The sequence below is a fragment of the Paraburkholderia sp. J7 genome (assembly GCF_905220155.1).
GTDB lineage: Bacteria > Pseudomonadota > Gammaproteobacteria > Burkholderiales > Burkholderiaceae > Paraburkholderia.
The window spans coordinates 1-2536 of record NZ_CAJMYZ010000062.1; the positions used below are offsets into that span (position 1 = coordinate 1).

The window sequence follows — 2536 nt, forward strand, 5'->3', positions numbered from 1 at the left end:
GCCTGCTTGCCCTTCGGCCCCATCTTCACATCGAAGCTTACTTTCTGGTTTTCCTGCAGCGACTTGAAGCCTTCCGTCTTGATCTCGGAAAAGTGGGCAAACAGGTCTTCGCCGCTGTCATCCGGGGTGATGAAGCCAAAGCCTTTCGCATCGTTGAACCATTTCACAGTGCCAGTTGCCATTTTTGAATCCTGTCGATGTTGAAACCTGAAATCGCGAGAATACCGCATCGTATGGAGGCGATCACCCGCAAGGGACGACTTTTTACCATGCCGGGATGACACCTGCCAATCAGCAGGTCCACGGACAGCAAAGGGTCCGGCTTTCAGAGGCCCGGGCCCGGTGCAGGCATTCGTCGTTCTAACCCTTGACGGTGGCACCGTATGATTGCCGCGCGGTAATCGCGATCTACCCTGCAAGCGGGAGTCTCAGCGAAGCCTGCAGGCTGCGCCGCGAAGACTGATTCTGAAATGGAGCAGGGAAGGCACTTGAGAAGAGTCGCAGAAACATCGACGCATTGCGGATTCCGCCCTCGCCACACGCGAAAGCCCGGTCTCCGTCACCATTTTTGTGCGGTCCCGTGCCGCACAGTCCCGCGACGAGCAAACTGTGGCGCGGAAGCGGCCCTAACCAGTTTTGCAGTGCCAGCCCGGAGACTGGGGAGCCCATGTTACCCTTGGTCGACGCTAACACCAGCGAAGCCGCGCTCGAGGATGAACGATACATTCGAGTTTTCTCAGGATTTCGAGCCGTTCCTCGAAGACCTGCCGAGAAAGGACTGGCAGACAAAGTCGCTCGATTGCGCCATGGCCGATTACTGGGTGGCAAGCGATGGACTTGTCGCGCGTCGAGAGTTTCTGAGTGACGGTTACTTTGCCAGCAACACAGCCTCCTTCACGGCTTATTTGTTCCACTTCCGGAAAGGCGTGAGGCTCGACCTGAAAGTGGTTGTCGCTCACGGTCGTATCCTGGAGCTGAGGCGGGAGCGCGAACCCGAAGCGGGGGAAGTGGTGGCTGAGTGGACTATCCCCGTGCCGGGTCCCGACGCTGAACGTCGCAAGTGACGCGGGCCGGATCGCAGAAGACTGGAAAAAAGACTGGTAACCCCCTACCTGTGTAACGAAAGGCGGCTTCGGCGTAAGCGCGCAGAAAGGGGCGCGGCCGTCAAATGGTTTGCGAGCCTCATGGTCGGAAAATGAAGAAGCCCGCGAACCAGATGGCTTCTCGCGGGCCTTGTGCCGTGCAGATGGCGTCAATGGAACTCGCTGTCATCGCTCAACAGCCAGGCTGGAATATCACGCTTGCCGTTGAGTACGCGCCAGACCTCGACGTGATCCTTGCGCTCAATGTAAAAGATCAGATGCGGGTAGCGATCGAGAGACCATGAGCGCAGGCCCGGTATGTCCAGTTCGTACGAGTAACGGAGTGAGCCGATGTTGGGGTGTTTGGCGAGATGCGCGTATGCCTGCTCGATTTCCGCAATGAACCCGAGCGCTGCCTGTTCCGAGCCTTCGTCAACGAGGTAATGTGTCAGCTCGTCTTCTACGTCCTGCCTGGCCAGCCGGGTCGGGATGACGGGCTTGGCCGTCATTTGCGCGAAGTACGTACGCGGGCGCGCAGCGATTCGAAGTAGTCGGCGTCGGCCGGATCTGCGAGGCCCGAAGTCGCTCCCTGCAGGATCATTGTCCGCAGGTGCTTGCGATCCTGATCCTTGCGGATTAGTTCGCGGACGTATTCGCTGCTCGTGCCGTAGCCGCGCTCGCCGACCTGCTCGTCGACATATTCCTTCAGCGAATCGGGGAGGGAGATGTTCATCGTGCTCATGTGAACCAGTCTATCAGGATTTGGCAAATTTTGCCAAACTCATCTCCTGGTAGATGTTCAGGGGTGGCCTGATCGGTTCGAGTAGCCTTAACTGGCGAGTCTTTCCGGGAAATCGTGCGGGCGGCGATGAACTGTCCCCATGCGATCCGCCGATCGGTGCGGTAAAGTGATCTGGCCGTACGGCTGCGGCATCAGGAGAAACCAGCCCGACAATCGGCCCTGCGGGCGACCTACATGGCGGAAGGGAAGTGGCGAGACTGGATGACGAAGCACGCACCGAGTTGCTGTGCTTCCTTGTGGTCGGCCAGCTCTTTGCATTCGCCCGCGAGGGCGTGTGGCTGCGCACCGATCATCTGATCGAATCGGCAAAGATCTGGCTGGCCTCGAACGGCGCAGAATGTGACTGGCTGGAGCGGGCAAGGCTCGTGGAGGCATCTCGGGTGATCGCCAGGCAGGAAAGCGAGGTACCCTTCCCGAAAGACGATGCGGATTTGCACAGACTCTTCAATCTACGAACCGGTTGGTTTCTGGACTACCGTTCACCTGTCGTACAACGGCTCTATGTGCAGCTGCGCCGCATATCTAGAGGAGTCCTGATTGGCTTGCTGGAATGAGGCAGATAAGGACGGATGCCGTGTACGCGCAACACGGCTCACATGAGTGACACGCAGACAGGCGAGCCAGTTCAACAGGGCTCTGGTTCCGCCAGGAC

The 2536-nt window shown here is 58.6% G+C and carries 5 protein-coding genes; 2 read left to right on the forward strand and 3 right to left on the reverse strand.

From position 1 onward, the window contains the following. The coding region (locus tag U5A58_RS40255; protein WP_321965437.1) for a cold-shock protein at positions 1-182 on the reverse strand (182 nt) is incomplete at its 3' end. A gap of 531 nt (positions 183-713) precedes the next feature. On the opposite strand from U5A58_RS40255, the gene U5A58_RS40260 reads away from it, so the two are divergent. Continuing rightward, positions 714-1064, forward strand: a complete 351-nt coding sequence (locus tag U5A58_RS40260; RefSeq protein WP_321965438.1) for a hypothetical protein — start codon at positions 714-716, stop codon at positions 1062-1064. A gap of 188 nt (positions 1065-1252) precedes the next feature. On the opposite strand, the gene U5A58_RS40265 is transcribed toward U5A58_RS40260, so the two are convergent. Then, positions 1253-1591 (reverse strand): type II toxin-antitoxin system RelE/ParE family toxin, encoded by a 339-nt coding sequence (locus U5A58_RS40265; RefSeq protein WP_321938423.1) that lies wholly within the window; start codon positions 1589-1591, stop codon positions 1253-1255. Next, entirely contained in the window at positions 1588-1824 is a 237-nt protein-coding gene (locus U5A58_RS40270) for a type II toxin-antitoxin system ParD family antitoxin (protein WP_321965439.1), read from the reverse strand. The genes U5A58_RS40265 and U5A58_RS40270 overlap by 4 nt, the downstream gene beginning before the upstream one ends. A gap of 248 nt (positions 1825-2072) precedes the next feature. On the opposite strand from U5A58_RS40270, the gene U5A58_RS40275 reads away from it, so the two are divergent. Next, positions 2073-2438: a hypothetical protein gene (locus U5A58_RS40275; RefSeq protein ID WP_321965440.1), complete on the forward strand. Its 366-nt coding sequence runs from the start codon at positions 2073-2075 to the stop codon at positions 2436-2438. Positions 2439-2536 lie beyond the last annotated feature (98 nt).